Origin of the sequence: Acidovorax sp. 100 (genome assembly GCF_003688355.1) — a bacterium.
Lineage (GTDB): Bacteria > Pseudomonadota > Gammaproteobacteria > Burkholderiales > Burkholderiaceae_C > Acidovorax > Acidovorax delafieldii.
Genome location: NZ_REFD01000001.1, coordinates 5,105,769 through 5,123,474 on the forward strand (window position 1 = coordinate 5,105,769; position 17,706 = coordinate 5,123,474).

General features: G+C 62.0%; 16 protein-coding genes and 1 pseudogene. 10 read left to right on the forward strand and 7 right to left on the reverse strand.

Annotated features, from left to right (window positions below; translation table 11 throughout):
- Positions 1-85 precede the first annotated feature (85 nt).
- Positions 86-394 (forward strand): flagellar hook-basal body complex protein FliE, encoded by a 309-nt coding sequence (fliE, locus tag C8C96_RS23400; RefSeq protein WP_015012923.1) that lies wholly within the window; start codon positions 86-88, stop codon positions 392-394.
- 142 nt (positions 395-536) lie between these two features.
- Here fliE and C8C96_RS23405 read toward each other — a convergent pair whose 3' ends face one another.
- On the reverse strand, positions 537-1,061 hold the full coding sequence (locus tag C8C96_RS23405; protein WP_056637575.1) for a DUF4148 domain-containing protein: 525 nt from the start codon (positions 1,059-1,061) through the stop codon (positions 537-539).
- A gap of 95 nt (positions 1,062-1,156) precedes the next feature.
- The gene (locus C8C96_RS23410; protein ID WP_082493285.1) at positions 1,157-1,528 is read right to left on the reverse strand and encodes a hypothetical protein; all 372 of its coding nucleotides are present in this window, start codon (positions 1,526-1,528) and stop codon (positions 1,157-1,159) included.
- A gap of 1,007 nt (positions 1,529-2,535) precedes the next feature.
- Here C8C96_RS23410 and C8C96_RS23415 point away from each other — a divergent pair.
- The 6 genes from C8C96_RS23415 (at position 2,536) to C8C96_RS23440 (ending at position 11,776) form a co-directional block, all read left to right on the forward strand.
- On the forward strand, positions 2,536-2,775 hold the full coding sequence (locus C8C96_RS23415) for a DUF2933 domain-containing protein (protein WP_056637577.1): 240 nt from the start codon (positions 2,536-2,538) through the stop codon (positions 2,773-2,775).
- Between the two features lie 119 nt (positions 2,776-2,894).
- Positions 2,895-5,183, forward strand: a complete 2,289-nt coding sequence (locus C8C96_RS23420) for a heavy metal translocating P-type ATPase (RefSeq protein WP_121943792.1) — start codon at positions 2,895-2,897, stop codon at positions 5,181-5,183.
- Positions 5,184-5,252: 69 nt separating this feature from the next.
- Positions 5,253-5,708 (forward strand): hypothetical protein, encoded by a 456-nt coding sequence (locus tag C8C96_RS23425; RefSeq protein ID WP_056637579.1) that lies wholly within the window; start codon positions 5,253-5,255, stop codon positions 5,706-5,708.
- A gap of 75 nt (positions 5,709-5,783) precedes the next feature.
- Positions 5,784-7,109, forward strand: coding sequence for a TolC family protein (locus tag C8C96_RS23430; protein WP_056637581.1), 1,326 nt, complete (start codon positions 5,784-5,786; stop codon positions 7,107-7,109).
- Between the two features lie 12 nt (positions 7,110-7,121).
- Positions 7,122-8,639, forward strand: coding sequence for an efflux RND transporter periplasmic adaptor subunit (locus tag C8C96_RS23435; RefSeq protein WP_056419591.1), 1,518 nt, complete (start codon positions 7,122-7,124; stop codon positions 8,637-8,639).
- Positions 8,636-11,776 (forward strand): efflux RND transporter permease subunit, encoded by a 3,141-nt coding sequence (locus tag C8C96_RS23440; protein WP_121943793.1) that lies wholly within the window; start codon positions 8,636-8,638, stop codon positions 11,774-11,776. The genes C8C96_RS23435 and C8C96_RS23440 overlap by 4 nt, the downstream gene beginning before the upstream one ends.
- 394 nt (positions 11,777-12,170) lie before the next feature.
- Here C8C96_RS23440 and C8C96_RS23445 read toward each other — a convergent pair whose 3' ends face one another.
- The 5 genes from C8C96_RS23445 to C8C96_RS23460 all read right to left on the reverse strand — a co-directional run bounded on the left by C8C96_RS23445 (position 12,171) and on the right by C8C96_RS23460 (position 15,181).
- The gene (locus tag C8C96_RS23445; protein ID WP_056637589.1) at positions 12,171-12,677 is read right to left on the reverse strand and encodes a hypothetical protein; all 507 of its coding nucleotides are present in this window, start codon (positions 12,675-12,677) and stop codon (positions 12,171-12,173) included.
- A gap of 18 nt (positions 12,678-12,695) precedes the next feature.
- Positions 12,696-13,043 (reverse strand): heavy metal-associated domain-containing protein, encoded by a 348-nt coding sequence (locus tag C8C96_RS23450; protein WP_310219107.1) that lies wholly within the window; start codon positions 13,041-13,043, stop codon positions 12,696-12,698.
- The gene (locus C8C96_RS24915; RefSeq protein WP_156391310.1) at positions 13,040-13,177 is read right to left on the reverse strand and encodes a hypothetical protein; all 138 of its coding nucleotides are present in this window, start codon (positions 13,175-13,177) and stop codon (positions 13,040-13,042) included. The genes C8C96_RS23450 and C8C96_RS24915 overlap by 4 nt, the downstream gene beginning before the upstream one ends.
- Before the next feature lie 238 nt (positions 13,178-13,415).
- Positions 13,416-14,714 carry a Y-family DNA polymerase gene (locus C8C96_RS23455; RefSeq protein ID WP_056642966.1) on the reverse strand — a complete coding sequence of 433 codons (1,299 nt, stop codon included), beginning with the start codon at positions 14,712-14,714 and terminating at the stop codon, positions 13,416-13,418.
- A 20-nt stretch (positions 14,715-14,734) separates the two neighbouring features.
- Complete coding sequence (locus tag C8C96_RS23460; protein WP_056642969.1) at positions 14,735-15,181, reverse strand: LexA family transcriptional regulator; 447 nt, start codon at positions 15,179-15,181, stop codon at positions 14,735-14,737.
- 36 nt (positions 15,182-15,217) lie between these two features.
- On the opposite strand from C8C96_RS23460, the gene C8C96_RS23465 reads away from it, so the two are divergent.
- The 3 genes and pseudogenes from C8C96_RS23465 to C8C96_RS23475 all read left to right on the forward strand — a co-directional run bounded on the left by C8C96_RS23465 (position 15,218) and on the right by C8C96_RS23475 (position 17,651).
- A complete protein-coding gene (locus tag C8C96_RS23465; RefSeq protein WP_056642972.1) occupies positions 15,218-15,916 on the forward strand; it encodes an SOS response-associated peptidase in 699 nt (232 codons plus the stop codon).
- A 188-nt stretch (positions 15,917-16,104) separates the two neighbouring features.
- On the forward strand, positions 16,105-16,554 hold the full coding sequence (locus C8C96_RS23470; RefSeq protein WP_082576858.1) for an HNH endonuclease: 450 nt from the start codon (positions 16,105-16,107) through the stop codon (positions 16,552-16,554).
- Between the two features lie 318 nt (positions 16,555-16,872).
- Positions 16,873-17,651: pseudogene (locus C8C96_RS23475) on the forward strand (DNA/RNA non-specific endonuclease).
- Positions 17,652-17,706: the final 55 nt, after the last annotated feature.

The window sequence follows — 17,706 nt, forward strand, 5'->3', positions numbered from 1 at the left end:
ACTCCAATCTCTACGATTGGGCATCGCCTCGGTACAGATTTCGAGGCAGAACTTCGCAAACTCTTCGCCACCAGAAAGCCTCGGCATGAACGTCACGACAAAGCCATTGGATGCACTATTGCCTGTCAGTTCGCTGGGAAACTCTGTGCCCAAAGCACCGAGCATCCAGGGAGGCGGTTTTCTGGACGCGATGAAGCAGGCGCTTTCAACCACAAGCCAGTTGCAGAGTGAGTCTGGTCGCCTGAGCCGCGAGGTCACATTCGGTAATCCCACGGTCAGTCTGGAAGAAACGATGCTCGCTGGCGTCAAGTCGAACATCGCGTTTCAGGCCACGCTTCAGAGTCGCAACCGCATTGTTCAGGCCTACACCGATGTGATGAACATGCAAGTCTGATGCGCGGTGGGCATAGCGATACAAAAGCAGATGTCGCACGCACTTGCTGCTGGCGATGCAGACATGCACGGTGCGCCAACTGGAGAAGGGCCTGTTTCGAAAGGCCCCTCCAGATCAGCAGCCGACTGCCCGGAGAACCTGTTTAGAAACGAGGGGCCTTGGTGGATTCGTCCGAGGTGGCGGCCACGGCAGCATGTTGCGCAGCATGGTAGCGGTCAGGATAGATTTCGTTGAGCTTGCGACCGTCTTCGCCCACAGCGACGATTTCTCCTTCGCGGATGGCGCGTGCCAACTCACTTTTGACTTGTTCCCGCGTCTTCAACGACTTGCCTGCCACGATCGGATAACGACCAGACATCAACTCATTGCGTTTGACCCCGAATTCACCCGCCACCATGATGTCACCCGTACGGATAGCCTGCTCCAATTCTTCCCGCACTTGCTCGCGGGATTTGCGAGCCTGAGTCGAAGTAGCCGAGCGATAGGCTCCGGGGTTGATTTGCTTGAGAGTCATCCCCGAATCGCCAGGAGCAAGCATCTCGCCGTTTTGCTGAGCCTGCGCCAATTCAGCCAGCACTTGTTCGCGCGTCTTGCTGACCGTTTGGTCTGATGCGAACGCGGGAGCTGCGATGAGGGAAAGGATGATGAGCGTGGACTTGAGTTTCATGATGGGGTTTCCTTTTTGGATAAATGGTGATGGTTGAAGTGCAACCGCAGGCCGGTTTTGGAGCGAACGCGGGTGCCGGTGATCGTTGAGAGGGTTCAGGGCAGTTGGCGGGCGTTGACCCAACCTGCCTCGCCGCCGATGTCACGCAGGCCATCACTGGTCACGGGATTGCGCTTGGAGGTTTGCAGCTCATCCAGAACTTGCTGGCGGGTCTTGGTCAGCTTGGGGCCCGGAACGAGCGGATAAGTGGCTGGATAGCCACGGCTGATCCAGTACAGCGAACCGTCCTTCTGAGCGGCCAGTACGGTGTTTTCAACCGCTTGGCGACTGACTGCGTTGCCCAAATGGTCTGCGGCCAGGCTGACGCCTTCTTCCTGGCTAGGGCTTGCGTGATAAACGGATGTCGCAAACGACGCTGTAGCGGATGCAGCAAGGCTGGCGACGAGGATTGCGGTACGAACTTTCATGATGGTCTCCTGTGACGCCGGATGCCCGGTATGGTCCATCCAGGTGGCGTTTTGTGCACCACGGAAAGAAGTCTAGAAACCGCACGCCGACTTAGAGGTGACGGACGGATTACGCTTTTGACAGCAACTGGCAATGCATGCGCATCCGAGCACATGGCAGCATCGCTCTCGTATCAACCCGGAGTGCTCTCACAGCGGTGGTTCTTTGCATTACAAAAATGTCATCCACCCATCATCTTCCGGTGATTGACCAAGATCGAAACTGCCCCTCAACACGACGCGCACGGATTTCTTCAGGCTGCGTGACGTGAGGTCGTCAGCCAGGCTGACGTTTCAATGACCTATGCGAGGGCCAAAATCATGTCCAACAATCTATTTGCGTCTGTCTTTGCAGTTGCTCTGTCCCTGGCTTCCGCAGCCTCTTTCGCGACGCCCACTGGCGTTGACGTGCGAGATCAAGTGCTGCCAGTCAAAGCGCAGGCTGAAGAAGGAAGGACGCGCTACTGGAGTCATCCTAGGCTGGGCATGGTCAAGGTTGACGCTGCGGGCCACATGCTCACGCCTCGCTCAACCACGGCTGACGTTGGGCGCCCCGCCGTTCCTTCTGGACAACCATCGACCCGCACACCTTGAAGAGCTTGGCTGAGGCAATAAAACATTCGTTCGACACCTGGACTGTGCAGGTGTTCGGAGGGCCGTTGACACGACAGAAGGCCAGTAGCAGCTATTCGCGCTGGTAGGCATGACGTTTGTGTATTCGCGGGTGCAATCCAGAAGCACGCCACGTGCTTGGCCGCTCGTTCATGTTTTAGGCCTGTTTCCCGTCCTCCTTGACGAACTCTGAAAGGCCCCTTTTGCCAATGAACTGCACAGTGCGAAACCAGGATGCGTAAGGGTGCCGCCAGCTAGAGCATTTCTATTTTCAGGCTTGACATTGCCACCGTGTTAAGCCCTATTGTTTTCACCGGGACCATCATTGTCTCGATGGCCACTTCTTGGAGATCGCCATGAACCACGACCACACCACAGGGCATGCAGAAGCTGCCAACGCCAGCGGAGGCAGCCGCAAATTGATTGGCGCAGTGATCATGCTTGCACTCATCGGGGCATTCTTCTTGCTCAGGGAACACTGGTCGCACATTGCGGGTTATTGGCCCTATCTGCTCTTGCTGGCTTGCCCGTTGATGCACCTCTTCCATGGGCACGGGGGGGACGGCTCTCACGAAGGCGATTCGAGCAAAAAGTAATCTTGCAGGCACACAACACATTTGCAGGGAGGTCATTCATGTCCAACGCGGAACCGCACGATCACACCCACCATGGCCAACAGCATCATGAGGGGGTCCACGGGGATACACCGCCGCCCATGACGAAACTGAAAGATCCAGTCTGCGGTATGGACGTGACGGAACAATCGCATCACTCGGCGGAGCATGAGGGGCTGCACTACTACTTCTGTAGCGCCAAGTGCCAAACGAAGTTTGTTGAGGACCCGGACAAGTACGCTGTCACGCCTCCCGGTACCGACAAGGTTGCGCGTGAGCCAGAAACAGCTCAGCCCGGCACCATCTACACCTGCCCCATGCACCCAGAGGTGCGGCAAGACCATCCCGGAAACTGCCCTAAATGCGGCATGACACTGGAACCCATGCTCCCCACGCTGGATGAGGGAGAAAACGCGGAACTTGTGGATTTCCGGCATCGCTTCTGGTGGACGCTGCCACTGACCGTGGTGGTCACCATCCTGGCCATGGTGGGACACCGGCTGCAGTGGTTCGAGATGGCCACACAGAGCTGGATTGAGCTCGTGCTGACGGTTCCTATCGTGCTGTGGGCTGGCTGGCCCTTCTTTGTGCGCGGCGCTCAGTCCATTGCCAACCGTAGTCCCAACATGTGGACGCTGATCAGCTTGGGCACGGGCGCCGCATTTGTCTACAGCGTGGTGGCCACCGTGGCGCCCGGCGTGTTTCCTGCTTCGTTCCAGGCCATGGGGCGTGTGGCGGTGTACTTTGAGGCCGCCGCTGTCATCATCTCGCTCACGCTGCTGGGCCAGATGCTGGAGCTGAAAGCACGCTCGCAGACTTCTGCCGCCATCAAATCGCTGCTGGGCCTGGCCCCCAAGACAGCGCGGCGTATCGACGCTAACGGTCAGGAGAGTGATGTTCCCTTGTCCCATGTCCATGTGGGAGACCTCTTGCGCGTGCGCCCCGGTGAGAAGGTGCCGGTGGATGGCGTGGTGGTCGAGGGGAGCAGCGCGGTGGACGAAGCCATGCTCACTGGCGAGCCTGTGCCCATCGTCAAAGGACCTGGGGACGCCGTCATCGGAGCCACGCTCAATACCAACGGCGCTCTGGTGATCCGGTCCGAGCGGGTGGGCTCGGCCACCATGCTGTCGCAGATCGTTCAAATGGTGGCCCAGGCGCAGCGCTCACGGGCCCCCATGCAGCGCATGGCGGACCAGGTGGCGGGGTACTTTGTCATGGCCGTGGTGGGCATCGCGTTGCTCACGCTGTTCGCGTGGGGCCTGTTCGGCCCGGAGCCACGTTGGGTCTATGGCCTGGTCAACGCCGTGGCCGTGCTGATCATCGCGTGTCCTTGTGCGTTGGGCCTCGCGACTCCTATGTCGATCATGGTGGCCACAGGCCGGGGGGCGACCAGCGGCGTGCTGTTCAGGGACGCAGCAGCCATCGAGAACCTGCGCAAGGTGGATACGCTGATCGTGGACAAGACTGGCACGCTCACAGAGGGCAAGCCTTCCTTCGAGCGGGTTGTTGCCATGCCCGGTCTGTCCGAGGATGAGGTTCTGCGCCTGGCAGCCAGTCTGGATCAAGGCAGCGAGCATCCGCTGGCCGATGCCATTGTCCAAGCGGCCCGCGCCAAGGGGCTGGCCCTGGACAAGCCCGAGGACTTTGAGTCCGGGTCTGGCATCGGGGTGCGCGGACGGGTCGCTGGGCGCCAACTCGCCTTGGGAAACACGGTCCTCATGGAGCAGGTCGGGGTTTCTGCGAACCCGCTGCTTGCGCAGGCAGAGGCCTTGCGCGCCACAGGCGCCAGCGTGATGTACCTGGCGGCCGATGGCCAGCTTCAAGGCCTGCTTGCGGTCTCGGATGCCATCAAGGCCAGCACGCCGGAAGCGCTGGCGACCTTGCATGCGGCGGGGCTGCGCATTGTCATGGCCACGGGCGACGGCATGACCACCGCCAAGGCGGTGGGGGCAAAGCTGGGGATTGATGAGGTTCATGGCGAGGTCAAGCCTGCGGACAAGCTGGCCCTGGTGTCCCGGCTGCAGGCCGAAGGCCGTGTTGTTGCCATGGCGGGTGACGGGATCAATGACGCGCCCGCCCTTGCCAAGGCAGACGTGGGGATCGCGATGGGTACTGGCACCGATGTGGCGATGAACAGCGCACAGGTCACCTTGGTCAAGGGCGATCTGCGAGGGATTTCCACGGCGCGGGAACTGTCGGAGGCAACGGTGGGCAACATGAAACAGAACCTCATGTTCGCCTTCCTCTACAACGCGCTGGGCATACCGATTGCTGCAGGGCTGCTGTATCCCTTCACCGGCTGGCTGTTGTCGCCAATGATCGCGGCCTTGGCAATGAGCCTGAGTTCGACGTCCGTGATCGCCAATGCCCTGCGACTTCGCAAGGGCTGAGATGGCTCGGCAGGCCCGGATTTGATCTAGGTTAAGTCCGTGGCCATCGCTGGGGATACCATTCGCACCATGATCTTCGCCAGAAGCACCGTATCGCGCCAAGGACGCTGGATAACCAGCTTCCTGGTCGCGGCGTTGCTTCTGATGCAGTTCGCGTTGGCCGCCTATGCCTGTCCCAAGCTGGACTCCGCAGCCCATGCGGCATCGATGCAAAAAGCGGGCATGGCCATGGGAGATGCCGTCGGCATGCCCTCCATGCCCGATTGCCACGCGATGGCGGGCACCATGGATGAGCAGGATCCTCAGCTGTGCCGAGCCCATTGTGACGGCGACAGCTTGTCCTCCCCCTCGCTCCAAGGTCTCGATCTGCAGGCGCTAGCGGCGCACGCCATTTGGGTTGCCTATGTGCTGCCTGTGGTCCTGGATTCCGAGCGCCAAATCGATCCGCGTGCTGTGTACGCGGAGCTGGACAGTCGAGCGGGCTCTCCCCCCATCTATCTAACCCATCAGGTCTTTCGGAATTGATCGTGCACGCCTTGCGCGCTGCCTTGCAGCGTTTGCGCAAGTCTGACTTCGTGCCCCTTCATTTCGAGGACCACCATGCCCATCATCTCCATCGGCGCTCCCTGCGAGCGCCTGTCTGCGCACCAGCGCATTCACCCCATCTCGCAGCGCATACAGGTGCGCAACCTCCGCCAACTGCGCCTGGGCGCTCTCGGGGTCCTGTTGACCAGCATCGGCTTGGCTGGCAACCAGGCCCACGCCCTGGGCTTTGCAGAGGCCTTGGATCTGGCGGAGCAGCACAGCCCTCGCATCACGGCCCAGCGGCTGCAGATTGACGCAGCCACCAGCACCCGGCAGGCGGCGGGAACGCTGCCGGATCCCAAGCTCTCGGTCGGTATCGAGAACTTTCCCATCAGCGGCATGGACCGCTTCAGCCTCACGCGTGAGTCCATGACCATGCAGCGCCTGGCGCTGATGCAGGAGGTGCCCAACCGGGCCAAGCGCGATGCCCAGATCGCCGGTGCCGAGGCCAAGGTGGAACGCGAACGCGCCACCCTGGCGGTCCAGCGCCTGCAGATCCGCCAGGAACTGAGTCAAGCGTGGATCCTGGCCCAGGCTATCGAGCAACGTGACCAGGTACTCACCGGTCTACTGAGTGAGAACCAGCGCCTGCAGGACAGCCTGCCCGCCCGCATCGCCGGAGGCACGGCCCAGGCCGCAGACCTGCTGATGGCCAGGCAGGAGGCGCTTGCGCTGTCGGATCGCAGGGACGATCTGCAGCGGGACCGATCCAAGGCCAGGGCGATGTTGCGGCGCTGGGTTGGCGCTCGCGCCGACGAGGCGCTACAGGGAACTCCTGGGCCGCTGAGCCGCCCCTTGGATCAACTGCGGTCTGAGGTACACCGCCACGCGGAACTTGCGCAGTACCCCGCCATGCAGGCCATGGCCTTGGCGGAAACGCGCGAAGCCCAAGCAGAAACCAAGGGTGATTGGTCCTGGGAAGTCGCCTACAGCCGCCGCGACCGACGCTGGGGCGACATGGTGTCCTTCCAGGTGACCTTTGACCTTCCCTGGCAACAGGAGCGGCGCCAGGGACCCCAGATCAAGGCCAAGCAGCTGGAGCTGCAGCGCCTGGACGCCGAGCAGGAAGACGTGACCCGCAGGCACCTGCAGGAGCTGGAGGACAGCGCCTCAGAGCTGGCGGCACTGAACAGTCAGATCGAGCGGCTGCAATCGGCGGGCATGGGCTTGGCACAGGGGCGTGCCGAACTCGCGTTGGCCAATTACCAGTCTGCCAAAGGCGACTTGAGCGCCGTGCTGGCGGCCAGGGCCCAAGTGCGGGAGACGCACTGGCGGCTCATTGATCTGCAGGCGCAGCGGGACACCGTGATTGCCCGTCTGAACAGCCTGATCGCGGACTGAAGGGAGAACCACATGACCAATACCGTTTTCAAGAAGACCACTGTGGCCGTGGCACTGGTGGCTGCTGGCATTGCCCTCGGTTGGGGCGTCTCCCAATGGCGCATTGCGAGCAGTCATCCATCTGGCGCTACCCCTCCATCGGCAGAAGCGGCGAAGGCCGACCGCAAGGTGCTGTACTGGTACGACCCCATGGTGCCAACGCAGAAGTTCGACAAGCCAGGCAAGTCGCCCTACATGGACATGGCGCTGGTTCCCAAGTACGCCGATGAGGACGCACAACAAAGCACCGGTTTGAATGTCTCGGCACAAGCGGTGCAAGCCCTCGGCCTGCGCACCGCCACGGTGGAGCAGCGCGACATTGGATCCGATGTGGACGTGCTGGGCACGGTCCAGCTCAATGACCGGGATGTGAGTATCGTCCAGGCGCGTTCTGCAGGATTTGTGGAGCGTGTCTATGCCCGGGCCCCGGGTGACGTGGTGGCCGCAGGCGCGCCATTGGCCGATTTACTGCTGCCTGAGTGGGTGGCTGCGCAGCGCGAGTTCCTCGCTGTCCGGGCGCTCAAGGAAGAGTCGCTGACGGCCGCTTCGCGTCATCGGTTGTCACTGCTGGGCATGCCTGCCTCGCTCGTGGCCCAGGTGGAGCGCACGGGCGAACCTCAGGGCCGCTACACGGTGACCTTCCCACAAGCAGGGATGGTGGCCGAACTGATGGTGCGCCAGGGCATGACGGTCTCTGCGGGGGCCAGCCTGGTGCGCGTGAACGGTCTGGCCAGCGTCTGGATCGAAGCGGCCGTTCCCGAAGCGCAAAGCGGTCCCTTGCAACTGGGGCAGGACGCCCAGGTGCGCCTGGCCGCGTTTCCGGGCGAAACCCTCAAAGCCCGTGTCGTGAGCATCCTCCCAGAGGCCAACCGGGACACCCGCACGGTGCGCGTGCGCCTGGAGCTTCCCAACCCCACCCAGCGCCTGAAGGCGGGCATGTCCGGGCAGATTGTCCTGGCGGGACGCACCCAACCGGCGCTGCTGGTACCCAGTGAAGCGGTGATCCGAACCGGTAAGCGGGCACTGGTTTACGTGGTGGACGGCCCCGGCAAGTACCACCCCGTCCAGGTACAACTTGGCGCGGAAATCGATGACCGACTCGTCATTCAAAGCGGACTCACCGCAGGGCAGCAGGTGGTCGCCTCGGCGCAGTTCCTGATCGACTCGGAAGCCAGCCTGCGAGGCATCATGCCCGCTCAACCTCCCGGCAGCAGCGCACAACCCATCGCTGAACAGGGTTCCTCGGCCTCTGCGGCTCCGGCGTCCAAGAGCTTTACGGTGCGAGGGGTGGTCGATGAGGTCACGCCAACCGAGCTGACCCTTACCCACGAGGCCGTGCCTGAACTGAAGTGGCCCGGCATGACCATGCCATTCAAGCTGGCAAACCCAGAGCTGGCCAAGGCCCTGAAACCGGAGCAGCAGGTCAAGTTCACCTTCCAGCAGCAAGGCAAGGACTTCGTGATCACTGCCGTGGAAAGGATCAAGCCATGATCGCACGTCTGATCCGCTGGTCGGTGGCGAACCGACTCCTGGTTCTGCTGGCGACCGTGATGCTCACGGCCTGGGGCGTGTGGGGCGTGCGCAGCACCCCCGTGGACGCGCTCCCCGATTTGTCGGATGTCCAGGTCATCATCCGCACCTCCTACCCCGGCCAGGCGCCGCAGATCGTGGAAAACCAGGTGACCTACCCGCTGGCCACCACCATGCTGTCCGTCCCGGGCGCCAAGACGGTGCGCGGCTTCTCGTTCTTTGGCGACTCGTTTGTCTACATCCTGTTCGAGGACGGCACGGACCTGTACTGGGCACGTTCCCGGGTGCTGGAGTACATGAACCAGGTGCAGGGGCGACTACCCGCCACGGCCAAATCGTCGCTCGGCCCCGACGCCACCGGGGTCGGCTGGATCTACCAATATGCGCTGGTGGACCGCACCGGCAAGAACGATCTCGCCCAGCTGCGGGCCCTGCAGGACTGGTTCCTGAAATTCGAACTCAAGAGCCTGCCCAATGTCGCGGAAGTGGCGTCGGTGGGCGGCATGGTCAAGCAGTACCAGGTGGTGCTCGATCCGATCAAGCTCGCAGCCCAAGGGCTGACCCAGGGGCAGGTGCGTGATGCCATCCTGGGAGCGAACCAGGAAACGGGAGGGTCGGTGCTGGAGTTGTCCGGGGCCGAGTACATGGTGCGCGCCAGCGGCTACCTCAAGACGCTGGACGACTTCAGGGCCACCCCGCTGGTGTCGCGCGCCGGGATTCCCGTGCGCCTGGGCGATGTCGCAACGCTGCAGATCGGACCGGAGATGCGGCGCGGCATCGCCGAACTCGACGGCGAGGGGGAAGTGGCCGGTGGCGTGGTGGTCCTGCGCTCGGGCAAGAATGCCCAGGAAACCATCCAAGCCGTCAAGGCCAAGCTCAGCGAGCTGCAAAGCAGCCTGCCCCAGGGCGTGGAGATCGTCACAACCTACGACCGCAGTGCGCTCATTGAGCGGGCGATCCAGAACCTCACCACCAAACTCGTGGAGGAGTTCATCGTGGTGGCTGTGGTCTGTGTCTTGTTCCTCTGGCACCTGCGCTCGGCACTGGTCGCCATCATTTCTCTGCCGCTGGGGATCATGGCGGCGTTTCTGGTGATGCGCTACCAGGGCATCAACGCCAACATCATGTCTCTGGGTGGCATTGCGATCGCAGTGGGCGCCATGGTTGATGCGGCCGTGGTGATGATCGAGAACGCCCACAAGAAGCTGGAGGCCTGGCAGCACAAGCATCCCGACCGCCAACTGGTGGGGGAAGAGCGCTGGAAGGTAATCACCGAAGCCGCCGAGGAGGTAGGCCCCGCGCTGTTCTTCTCGCTGCTCATCATCACCTTGTCCTTCGTGCCCGTCTTTACGCTGGAAGCACAGGAAGGTCGCCTGTTTGGACCGCTGGCGTTCACTAAGACCTACGCGATGGCCGCAGCTGCGGCCCTCTCGGTCACGCTGATCCCGGTCCTGATGGGCTACTGGATCCGGGGCCGCATCCCAGATGAGCAAAAGAACCCGATCACGCGCGCGCTGATTGCCGTGTACCGGCCTTGCCTGGAATGGGTTCTGCACCGCCCCAAATCCACACTGGTCATCGCCGTGCTGGCGCTGACGACCACGATCTGGCCCCTCTCGCGGCTGGGGGGCGAGTTCCTGCCCAGGCTCGATGAAGGCGATCTGCTGTACATGCCTTCGGCGCTCCCGGGCCTGTCGGCACAGCGGGCGACGGAGCTTCTGCAACTGAGCAACCGGATGATCAAGACGGTTCCCGAGGTCGAGCGCGTCTTCGGCAAGGCGGGCCGCGCGGAGACCGCAACCGATCCGGCACCGCTGGAAATGTTCGAGACCACGGTGAAGCTCAAGCCCAGAGACCAATGGCGTCCAGGAATGACGCCCGAGGGTCTGATCGAGGAGCTGGACAAGGCCGTCAAGATTCCTGGCCTGTCCAACATCTGGATTCCACCCATCCGCAACCGGATTGACATGCTGGCCACCGGCATCAAGAGTCCCATCGGGGTCAAGGTGACCGGCAACGACCTGAAGGTGATCGACGGGATCGCTGCCCAAGTCGAGCAGGTCGCCAAGGGCATTCCGGGAGTGACTTCGTCGTTGGCAGAGCGCCTGACGGGGGGGCGCTACGTCGATGTCCGCATCGACCGCACGGCCGCAGGGCGCTACGGGCTGAACGTGTCCGAAATCCAGGCCGTGGTCTCCGGGGCCATCGGTGGTGAAAACGTGTCTGAAACGGTCGAGGGCTTGGCCCGCTTCCCGATCAACCTGCGCTATCCGCGTGAGTGGCGCGACTCCCCGGAACGCCTGGCCCAGTTGCCCATCTCCACGCCCATGGGGCAGCAGATCACGCTGGGCACGGTGGCCAGCATCTCCATCACCGATGGCCCCCCCATGCTCAAGAGCGAGAACGCCCGCCCATCGGGCTGGGTGTATGTCGATGTGCGGGGGCGCGATCTGGCATCGGTGGCCAATGACCTGCGCGATGCGGTGGGCCGCCAGATCAAGCTGGAGCCCGGGGTCAGCATCACGTACTCAGGTCAGTTCGAGTACCTGGAGCGGGCCAATGCCCGCCTGAAAGTCGTGGTGCCTGCCACCTTGCTGATCATCTTCGTGCTGTTGTACTTGACCTTCTCGCGCATGGGCGAGGCGGGACTGATCATGGCGACGCTGCCATTCGCGCTCACTGGGGGCATCTGGTTCCTGTACCTGATGAACTACAACCTGTCCATCGCCACCGGTGTGGGCTTCATCGCTCTGGCGGGGGTCGCGGCAGAGTTCGGGGTGGTCATGCTCATCTACCTCAAGCACGCACTCGCAGAGAGATGTCCAGACGGCAGGCAGCCCACGCTGGAAGAGCTGCTGGACGCGATCCGGGAAGGTGCAGTGCTGCGCGTGCGCCCCAAGGCCATGACCGTAGCCGTCATCCTGGCGGGCCTGGTACCCATCGTGTGGAGCAGCGGGACAGGCTCGGAGGTCATGAGCCGCATCGCGGCTCCCATGCTGGGCGGTATGGTGACCGCACCGCTGCTTTCTTTGTTCGTGATTCCTGCAGCCTATGTGCTGATGAGAAAGCCGAGAAAACGCGACCAGCTGGACACTTAGGCTTCGTGAGGCAGGCTTAGGGGCGTCGAGTTTGCTGATCGAGAGGCTGCGTGGCGACGTCAGGCAATGCAGCTTCAATCGGACTGGCTCCATGGCCTGGGTGCCGATCAAAGCGGCGCTACCAGGTCAGCGGCGCCCCCCCTGTCGCTATCGCTGAAAACTGAAGACCCGATAAGAACACCGTCGCCGCCATCAATGGCACCCAATTGAGCTATCGATCAAGCATGGATGCAAAGGAGCCGACCACATCCCCACTTCTGAAATGCGTAGTGCTTGCGGGCGGCAGTAACGGGCTCAGGGGAAACACGCCTTGCGCTGGTCGATTCAGGAAGGTGGTTTACAGAATCTCAATGAGATTTTGTGGCGAGCGCCCCTCAGGACGCTCGCGGGGGGGCTATTTGGATGGCATGACCGCTTGGCGGTCCACCATCATTTGCATCATCTGTTCCATCATGGCCATGCGGCGCTCCATTTGAGCGTGCATGCCCATCATGCCGCCTCCCATGCCCGAGTTTCCAGAGGCTGCAGGTGCGGCAGGTTTGGCCTGCGCCCCTTGCTGCATCATCCCCATACCCATGCCACCAGAATTACCAGCACCCATCATGGCCATGCCGGACTGCATGAGCTTCATGTGCTCGTCCATCAGAGCAGAACGTTCGGCGGGAGTCTTGGCCGCCTGCATTTTTTTGTGCATTTCCTGCATCGCCTTCATCTGACGATCAAAGGCGTCCGGTGCTGGCGGGGTAGTAGCTGTCGGGGCAGACTGGGTGGCTACGCCACCGCTCTGCGCATCACCGGGGTGGTGGCCTGCGTGTTCGTCCGTAGGTTTTGGAGATTGCGCGATGGCACATCCCGCCACGAAAAGGGTTGTCAACAGCCCAGCGAGGATATTCAGACGCATGATGGTCTCCTTGTAGGTTCAATTGCAGCATGACGACGTACGGTTCGCAGCGCCTTGATTCACATCAACAGAGGTTGTGGACCGAGACGCACAGCAGCAGCCACCGGTTGTTCGGCCCGATGAAGTCCCCACCACGGCGTCTGCTTTGTATCCGGCACGCTCAATTGCGGAGCGAACAAGCTCCACAGTGTCGTCTTCGGCTTGCCCAGGAACGCGGACCTGCCGCGCGGCCACATCGATTTCTACTTCGACACCCGCCGGCATTGGGGCCTGAGCTATTGCTCGACGAATGCGCTGGGCGCAACCACCGCACGTCATGTCAGGAACATTGAAACGGACCATGTGAGCCTCCTTCAGTTGATTCATGTTTTGACTATGAACCTTGTCACGACGAGAAGGTCAAGCCCATTCGCAAAAATCAACCGGGCGTCAAGATCGAGAGCGGCAGTCGCCAAGGCATGTAAGGCTATGCCGATGCGATCATGCTTGGCGAGTTGCATGCTAAGAGGCTCTTAACGTTTTATCGAGCCGCCTATGGACCTCGCGGACCTGCTTAAGCTGGCTTGAAAGCGCAAGCCATGTGAGGAGCTAATAGATTGGTGTTCTCTATCTCCATCCAAAAATATGGCCCACTACTCCGAACGACCGATGAGAGATCGTCAGCGGACTTCCATAGCGGCAGGACGAGCGACGGCAACCGCTGCAGAGCCGACTTCGAGCGCGGTATCGCCTCCACTCTTAGGCCCTAGCCACCGGCACATCCTCCCACCGCGTCGTGTACTGCGGCGTGCGCCTCTCCTGCTTCATCCCCCAGCCCTTGCCCTTGTTGGTGCCGCCCGTGGCGCCTGAATGCACGGTGCCTTTGCCATACCGCTGGTTGAGCGTGTCCAGCGCCACCATCAGCTGGGTGCGGTCGCGACGGTCTTCATCCTCCAGATCCAGCTCGCCCTGCAGCACGTTGCCCGGCACCAGGTCCAGCAGCATCACCCCTGCCTTGGCCATCTTGTACCCAGGCTCGTACATGCGGCGCATGCCAGCTACAGCCGCCCACACCAGCTTTCCCGTGTCAGCCGTAGGCCGGCGCAGTGGCACCACCACCGACTTGTTGAAGCGAGGGCCGGGTCGGAACGGCGAGGTGTGGCAGAACACCAGCAACTGGCTGGCCAGGCTGCCTTGCTTGCGCAGCTTCTCGGCCGCTCGGCTGGCGAACTCGCTCACGGCCTCCACCAGCGGCGGCAGCTCGGTCACCGCCTGGCCGAATGACCGGGTGCAGGCAATCTCTTTTTTGGGCGCGGGTGCATCGTCCAGGTCGATGCACTGCATGCCCTGCAGTTCGCGGACGGTGCGCTCCAGCACCACGCTCCAGCGCCTTCGCACCATGGCTGGGTCCAGCCGTGCCAGGTCGAGCACCGTATGCACCCCACACTGATGCAACTGCGCACCGGTCTTGCGGCCCACGCCCCAGACTTCTTCCACCAACGTGCTGGCCAGCACGTCGTCCAAGTCCTGGGCGGACAGGGCGGTCAGGTTGCACACCTGGGCCAGCTCGGCCGGGTAGCTGCCTGGTTTGCGCTCGGCCGTCTTGGCGATGTGGTTGGCCAGCTTCGCCAGCGTCTTGGTGTGACCAATACCGATACCGCAAGGAATGCCCGCCCATTGGTGGATGCGCGCACGGATGGCGTGGCTGCGGGTGGTCAGGTCGCCGCGCATGCCCTGCAGGCCGATGAACGACTCATCGATGCTGTAGATCTCTTGTGAAGGCCCCAGACCCGCCGCCAGGCTCATCATCCGGTTGCTCATGTCGCCGTACAGGGTGAAGTTGGCGCTCAAGGCCACCAGGCCGTGGGTCTCTTCCATGTGCCGGATCTGGAACCACGGCGCCCCCATCTTGATGCCCAGGGCCTTGGCCTCATTGCTGCGGGCAATCGCGCAGCCATCGTTGTTGCTCAACACCACCACCGGGCGGCCGTTGAGGCTGGGGCGGAACACCCGCTCACAGCTCACGTAAAAATTGTTGCCATCCACCAGCGCGTACATGCTGGCCTCCGTCCATCAGATCAGGTAAGAAACAGCTTCACGCACCCGCTCACCACGCCCCACACCTCAATGGTCTGACTTTCTCGGGGAATGATGTCGGGATAGGTAGGGTTGGCCGCCCGCAGCTTGATCCGGCCGGCGCGCTGGTGCAGATACTTCACGGTGCATTCGCCGTCCACAATGGCCACGACGATGCTGTTGTGCTTGGGCTTGATCGCCCGGTCCACCGCGATGATGCTGCCGTCCTCAATGCCAGCGTCTCGCATCGAGTCACCCCGCACGCGCCAGAAGTAGGTTGCCTGGGGGTGCTTTACCAGCAGCTGCATGATGTCCAGCCGCTCCACCACGAAGTCGTCAGCTGGCGATGGAAACCCCGCGCGCACGCTCACCCCGCAAAGGGGCAAAGCCAGCGACTGCGCCGCCGTGTCGTACGGCACCGGTAGCGGGGAATTCCAAAGACTGTACATATTTACAGTATAGCTCCCTGCTGCCAGAATGTTGCCATGTGTACCTACTACGAGGTCCCGGGCCGTGAGCAGCTGGTGCTGCACTTCGGTGACGTGCCCGAGGAAGAGTGGCGCGACAAGATGAGCCCGCTGTACCGTGGGCCGTTCCTGCGGGCCAAGGGGGAAGCCGGGCGCGAGCTGGTGGTAGGGCAGTGGGGCATGATCCCGCCGAACTCCAAGACACACATCCCCACCGGCAAGGACGGCAAGCGCTTGAGCACCGTCAACGCCCGGCGTGAAGGTATGGCCAAGTCATGGACCTACGGCGGCCCCTGGCGCAAGGGGCAGCGCTGCATCATCCCGGCGCAGCTGTATGTCGAACCCTACTGGGGCACTGGCAAGCACATACCCTGGCAGTTTGAGCGCGCCGACGGCGAGCCCTGGGGCCTGGAGGGCCTGTGGAGCGAGTGGACCGACCCGGCCACAGGCGAGGTGCTGCACAGCTACACCATGATCACGCAGAACTGCGACGATGTGCCTGTCCTCAACCTGATGCACCGAACTGACCCCAAGCGCCCGCCCGATAAGCAGGACAAGCGCACGGTGGTGCCGCTGGAAAAGGGGGATTGGGATACCTGGCTGCAAGGCACTATCGAGCAGGCAGAGTCGCTGATCAAGGTGCCATCGGTGGAGCTGTTTGTGCACAGGGCGAAGGATCCGGCGCAGCAAGTCGAGTTACCTGTTGAGTCAGCATGACGCATGCGTGCAACAGCCGGTACTTGCGCCGACTGGACGCAGAGATATAAATTATTGGTTGTCCGGGCTAACGCGAACCCGGCCGCGTCCGGGTGACTTGGCGCATAGCCGAGTGGTGCGATGCCCCGGCGCCCGACCTGTCCGGCTATCGGCAACGGGAGTAGCTTCAACACTACCCCTGCTGCCAAATGAACAAGATAGCCAAACTCCGTATCCAGTCCGCGCTCATCCAACAATGCCGTTGCTTCTACTGCGGTTTGGTAATGATCGAACCTGCATTGCCTGAGTTCACGCCCAATGAACTCATGCCTAAATTCCAAAAGTACCTTCGGTGCACGGCTGAGCATCTAACTGCTCGCCAGGATCAAGGGCGCGATTCCGCACAAAACATCGTTGCTGCCTGTTGGTGGTGCAACACTCGGCGACACAAAGGGCGTGAGGAGAATGCGCCAAATCCACAGAAATATCGGCAACGGGTGCAAAGCTTGATGAAAAAGGGCCGCTGGCACCCAGTTAGCACGATAGCTGTCGCTTTCCGAGCCAACGCCTACGGAGTAGGCGAGCCTTCAAAACCAATGGCAAGCGTGACTTCAGCAAAACTGACGAACCTGCAGGCGTTCCCGCAAGGCGGCTTGTGAATGCCTGCGTATCTGACAGACCAACTGCTTGAGTTGGATTAAAGCAGTTGCGGGACTTCCATGGCGGTGGCACTTCGCACAGTGCGGGTGCTGCTGCCATGGGGAGTGTTAACTGAACCGCAGGGGCGGGCAGGCAGAAAGGACTCCCTTTGGGAGCCCTTTCTGTTTGTGCACCCCATCTCTGCAAGCAGCTGTAAAACCCTGCGGGATCCGAGCATTCGGGCCAGAAGCGAGAGGTGAACGGTGCTCCAATCGGGCTCCGTCAAATTCGACTCGAATGCCTCTTCTGTGAATCGTTTCTTCTCTTGGCCAGGCCGTGTGCGCCTGGCAGCTGTGCTGGCCCTGTCTCTTGCCAGCGTTGCTCTCCCGAATCTTTCCTGGGCACGGTCTCCGCAGTTCGACAGTGCAGCCCTGCTCACGCCCGAGCCCACCTCCTTTGCGCAGTGCCCGCAGTTCTTTGCGAATGGCACGCCACCGGCCATCACACCCCGGCCGCAGCTGCGCGAGCTTTGCTATGAAGCGTTTGCGGTGCTGCATTCAGGCACCACCAAGACCCCGGTGTTTGTGGCCCAGCGCCTGAACCGCAGGCTCATCGAGGATGCCGATGAGAAGCGGGCGAAGCGGTTCTTTGCGGATGCGCGCTTGCCCAGTGGTGAGCGGGCGGAGCTGGAGGACTACAAGAACTCCGGCTACTCCCGAGGGCACATGGCGCCTGCGGGAGATATGGCCACTCCCACTTCCATGGCCCAGAGCTTCAGTCTGGCGAACATGGTCCCCCAGAATGCCCAGCACAACGGGGGTGCCTGGAACAAGATCGAGCAGGACACGCGGCACTATGTGAAGCGGGCCAAGGGAGATGTGTTTGTGATCACCGGACCAGCGTTCACGGATGCGGGGCCACGCATTGGGGCTAATGGGGTGAAGGTGCCGACCTATCTTATCTGTACAAGCTCGTGTATGACGCAACGACCAACAAGGCCTGGGCGCATTGGCAAGAGAACCGCGAGGGGGAGATGGTGGGGCGGCCGATCAGTTACCAGGAGTTGGTGAAACGCACGGGCATGGAGTTTTTGCCAAGAAGTGCACTGCATGATTGAGTCCCAGCAAGCGTGGCGTCAGCGGCGGGGTTATAAATCCGTCCTTTCCAACCTC